Source organism: Mesorhizobium sp. P5_C1 (assembly GCF_054049815.1).
The window spans coordinates 1-4,226 of sequence record NZ_JBFULQ010000478.1; the positions used below are offsets into that span (position 1 = coordinate 1).

General features: G+C 63.9%; 4 protein-coding genes and 1 pseudogene. 4 read left to right on the plus strand and 1 reads right to left on the minus strand.

Annotation, left to right across the window (positions count from 1 at the left end; genetic code table 11):
• The first annotated feature begins 171 nt into the window (after window positions 1–171).
• Entirely contained in the window at window positions 172–978 is an 807-nt protein-coding gene (locus ACXJ7R_RS26160) for an alpha/beta hydrolase (protein ID WP_457154357.1), read from the plus strand.
• A gap of 120 nt (window positions 979–1,098) precedes the next feature.
• Window positions 1,099–2,652: an acetolactate synthase large subunit gene (locus ACXJ7R_RS26165; protein WP_457154358.1), complete on the plus strand. Its 1,554-nt coding sequence runs from the start codon at window positions 1,099–1,101 to the stop codon at window positions 2,650–2,652.
• A 22-nt stretch (window positions 2,653–2,674) separates the two neighbouring features.
• Here ACXJ7R_RS26165 and ACXJ7R_RS26170 read toward each other — a convergent pair whose 3' ends face one another.
• Window positions 2,675–2,977, minus strand: a complete 303-nt coding sequence (locus ACXJ7R_RS26170) for a BolA family protein (protein ID WP_095084914.1) — start codon at window positions 2,975–2,977, stop codon at window positions 2,675–2,677.
• A 180-nt stretch (window positions 2,978–3,157) separates the two neighbouring features.
• On the opposite strand from ACXJ7R_RS26170, the gene ACXJ7R_RS26175 reads away from it, so the two are divergent.
• Entirely contained in the window at window positions 3,158–3,787 is a 630-nt protein-coding gene (locus tag ACXJ7R_RS26175) for a J domain-containing protein (RefSeq protein ID WP_184876143.1), read from the plus strand.
• A gap of 123 nt (window positions 3,788–3,910) precedes the next feature.
• Window positions 3,911–4,226, plus strand: a pseudogene (locus ACXJ7R_RS26180) (cobaltochelatase subunit CobS); the annotation flags it as partial.

Here is a 4,226-nt window from a genome sequence, read left to right on the forward strand (position 1 = left end):
GCCGGTGGATCCGGCCCCTCTACAGCGGATGAGCCCCCAAAAACTCGAGTGCCGTTCGAGATTCGGATCGATGATAGCGCGCCGACCCAGACCACTCGGGTATTAACAATCCTTAACTGGACGCTCGCTGCGCCTGCGGGCACTGTTGGCCTACACGGTCGGGAGACCATGATGATCGATAGACGAAGCCTCATTCTGGCCTCCGTGGCGGCGATGCTGCCATTGGGAGCATCGGCCGCGCGGCGCCCGCGCCAACCCGCGCCAAAAACCTTCGACTACGGGCCGGCCAAGCTCGATATCTATGCGCCTGACGGTGCAACCGGCCTGCCGGTCGTCTTTTTCGTCCATGGGGGCACCTGGCAGTTCGGCAAACGCAGCCAGGTCAACGCCAAGCCGGCCTTCCTGCTGGCCAATGGGTTCTGCTTCGTCTCCATCGACTATCGCATGTTGCCCGAGGCCGACGTCGCCACCCAGGCCGGCGACGTCGAAAAGGCCTATGCCTATGTGCGCGCCAATATCGCGCAGCATGGCGGCGATCCCGATCGCATTGTCGGCATGGGCCACTCGGCCGGCTGCCATCTGATTGCGCTGACCGGTATGCGCGGTGGCCTGCCTGGCGTCGCGGCACTCATCCTCGACGATACCAGGGCCTATGATCTTGCAGCGCTTTCCAGCAATGGCGGCATGGTCCGGGCCTATGCCCGCGTCTTTTCCGACCCCACGCAATGGGCCGCGCTGTCGCCCGCCAGCTATGTCGACGGCCACAAGCATCCGCCGACCTTCATCGCCTATTCAAGCGCCGCGGGCCGTGGCGAGGCCTCGAAGGCCTTCGCCGCGCGCCTGCGGGCGACCGGCACCAAGGTCACTGTGTTCGACGGCAGTGCCTATACGCACATGTCGATCAATCGCGATTTCGGCGAGGATGGCGACGCGCTGACCGCCGCCGCGCTGGAATTTCTGAAATCGACCGTCAGCTGACCCCAACGCGGCACAGGCATCGGAGGGACTGGATCAGATCAAAAGTGCCGACGGGATATTGCTGCGCGGGCGTTTGCCGGTGCAACTGCTCTCTTCGATCGTCAAGCGGGAGAGAATTCCATGAACGGCGCCGATGTCCTGTGTGATGTGCTTCTGGCCAATGATGTGACGGTCTGCTTCGCCAACCCCGGCACATCCGAAATGCATTTCGTCGCAGCGCTCGACCGGAAACCTCAGATGCGTTGCGTGCTCGGCCTGTTCGAGGGCGTGGTGACCGGTGCCGCCGACGGCTATGCCCGGATGACCGATCGGCCGGCCGCGACGCTGCTGCATACCGGTCCGGGTTTGGCCAACGGCCTGGCCAACATGCACAATGCGCGGCGCGCGCTGAGCCCGATGATCAACATTGTCGGCGACCATGCAGCCTACCATCTGCCGCTCGATGCTCCGCTGACCAGCGATATCGAGAGCCTTGCCAAGCCGATGTCGAACTGGGTGCGCCGCATCGCCGGCCCAGACGATGTCGCGCCGGCGACCGAGGCCGCCTTCCGCGCCTCGCTGACGCCTCCCGGCGTAACCACCCTGATCCTGCCCGCGGATGCCGCCTGGAGCGAAGTTGGCGCGGCCTCAGTCGGCAAGGCGACGCTGGCGCCGCAGCCCGCCGTCGACATGGGCGCCGTGCGCACGGTCGCCGCGGCCATCCGTGCCGCTCCGGGTCGGGCCGGCATCATCGTTCGCGGACAGGCGGCAAGAGCCGATGCGCTTGCTGTCGCCGGGCAGATCTCGACGGGCAGCGATGTCCGTGTGTTCAGCGACGTGCTGATCGCCCGGATGCAGCGCGGGCGCGGGCGTGTCGCGCCGACGCGCATCCCCTATCCGATCGATGCGGCGACGGCACTGCTCAGGGATATCGATGTTCTGGTGCTGGTCGGCGCGCGGGAGCCGGTTGCCTTCTTCGCCTATCCGGGAAAGCCGGGGCGGCTTGTGCGGGAAGGCTGCCAGGTGCTGACGCTGGCCGCGCATGGCGAGGATCTCAATGCGGCTCTGGAAGCGCTCCGCGACGAACTCGGCGTCAAGCCGTCGCAACAGACGGTGTTCGCAACCGCCTTTCCCGACGAGGCGACGCCGAGCGGCCAACTCACGGAGGATGCGATCGCGCTGTCGGTGGCGCGCAAGCTGCCGGCCGATGCGATCGTCTGCGACGAGGCGGTGACCTCGGCACGGCGTTTCTTCGCGCTGTCGGCCTTTGCCGCTCCGCACGATTACATGATGACCACAGGCGGATCGATCGGTGGAGGCATTCCGCTTGCAACCGGGGCGGCGATCGCCTGTCCCGACCGCAAGGTGATCAATCTGGAGGCTGACGGCAGCGGAATGTACACGGTGCAGGGGCTGTGGACGCAGGCCAGGGAAAATCTCGACGTGGTGACGATCGTCTTTTCCAACCGGACCTATGCGATCCTGCATGGCGAGATGCGCAATGTCGGCGTCGGCGCGATCGGCGAGAACGCCAGGCGCATGCTCGACCTCGACCAGCCGTCGCTGGACTGGGTTTGCCTGGCGAAAGGCATGGGCGTGGAGGCGGCCCGCGCCGATACCTGCGAGCGGTTCGACGCGCTGCTGGAGAGCGCCTTGTCGCGGCGCGGACCGTTCCTCATCGAAGCGGTGCTCTGAGCACAGCGAAGGCGGAACCGGCCTACCAGCGGGTCTTTTCGCCGGGAGCCGCCGGTTCGATCGCCAGCGCATGCACGCCGGCCTTCAGTTCGTCGGCAAGCAATTCGTTGACGGCGCGGTGGCGGTCGATGCGGCTCATGCCAGCAAAGGCCGAAGAGACGACGCGGACGCGAAAATGCGTCTCGCCGGTGCCGTCATAGGCGCCGTGATGGTCGGAGCCGTGATGGTGATGGCCGGCATGGAGATGGCTTTCGTTGATGATGACCAGCCGGTCCGGCGAAAAGGCCTTGTTGAGCTTGTCTTCCATGGTTGCCTGTATGGACATCGCCGTCTCCCTTCACCACATATGGCTGGCGCAGCAGCCGGCAAAACCAAAATCGGGCTCGCAAAGGCCGCTGCCGCGCAACAAAATCCGCCATTCGCCTGCTTTATGCCGCGATTCAGCGGTTAGGGCGATCATCGCGAAAATGTCAATTCTTGTTTCGCATTTGCGAACGCCCCATAAATGGGTGAGATGAAGCCGTATCCCAAATATTTCGAGAAGATTCGCATCCGCCCTGAGAAGGATGCGGAGCTGAAGTCGCACTCGCCGATCTGCCAGTGGGACGGCTGCAAGGAAGCGGGCACCCATCGTGCGCCGGTCGGGCGCATGAAGGAGGGCGAGTATTTCCGCTTCTGCTTCGACCATGTGCGCGAGTACAACAAGGGCTTCAACTATTTCTCCGGTGTGCCGGACACCGAGGTCGCGCGCTTCCAGAAGGAAGCCATGACCGGCCACCGGCCGACCTGGAAGATGGGCGTCAACGGCGCCTCGACGCGTTCGTCGCCGGATGTGGCCCAGATGCGCTCCGGCCGCGCCGGCTACTATAATCGCATGCGCGACCCGTTCGACCTGTTCAAGGGGCCAAAGGATCCGCGCGAGGCGCGCGAGCGCAAGGCCAAGCCGCTTGAGGCCAAGGCGCTGGAAACGCTTGGCCTTGATACAAAGGCGACTGGCAAGGAGATCAAGGCGCGCTATAAGGAACTGGTGAAGCGTCACCATCCGGATGCGAATGGTGGCGACCGAGGTTCGGAAGACCGGTTCCGCGATGTGCTGCAGGCCTATCGCGTGCTCAAACAGGCGGGCCTGTGCTGAGCGACCATACGATTCGTGTCGTTTTCCAACTTTCATAAGGTTGGAAAAGGCTCTAAGACCGCCCCCGGACAAAATCGATTGCCGGCGAAATCAGGCTTTTCGCCCGTGGAGACGTTGAGAGATATGAACAAGGTCGATCGCGACATCGCCAACCTACCCGACACGACGGTGTCGGTGAAGGAGAAATTCGGGTTCGAGTCCAAGATGGTGGTGCCGGCCTATTCGGTGACCAGCGAGCATGTACCCGACATCGATCCGGACTATCTGTTCGACAAGAACACGACGATGGCGATCCTTGCAGGCTTTGCCTACAACCGCCGCGTCATGGTGTCGGGCTATCACGGCACCGGCAAGTCGACCCATATCGAGCAGGTCGCCGCCCGCCTCAACTGGCCTTGCGTGCGCGTCAACCTCGACAGCCATGTCAGCCGTATCGATC

Coding starts and splice junctions, on each gene's coding strand:
- ACXJ7R_RS26160 (WP_457154357.1), top strand. CDS start 172: ATGATCGATAGACGAAGCCTCATTCTGGCCTCCGTGGCGGCGATGCTG.
- ACXJ7R_RS26165 (WP_457154358.1), top strand. CDS start 1,099: ATGAACGGCGCCGATGTCCTGTGTGATGTGCTTCTGGCCAATGATGTG.
- ACXJ7R_RS26170 (WP_095084914.1), bottom strand. CDS start 2,977: ATGTCCATACAGGCAACCATGGAAGACAAGCTCAACAAGGCCTTTTCG.
- ACXJ7R_RS26175 (WP_184876143.1), top strand. CDS start 3,158: ATGGGTGAGATGAAGCCGTATCCCAAATATTTCGAGAAGATTCGCATC.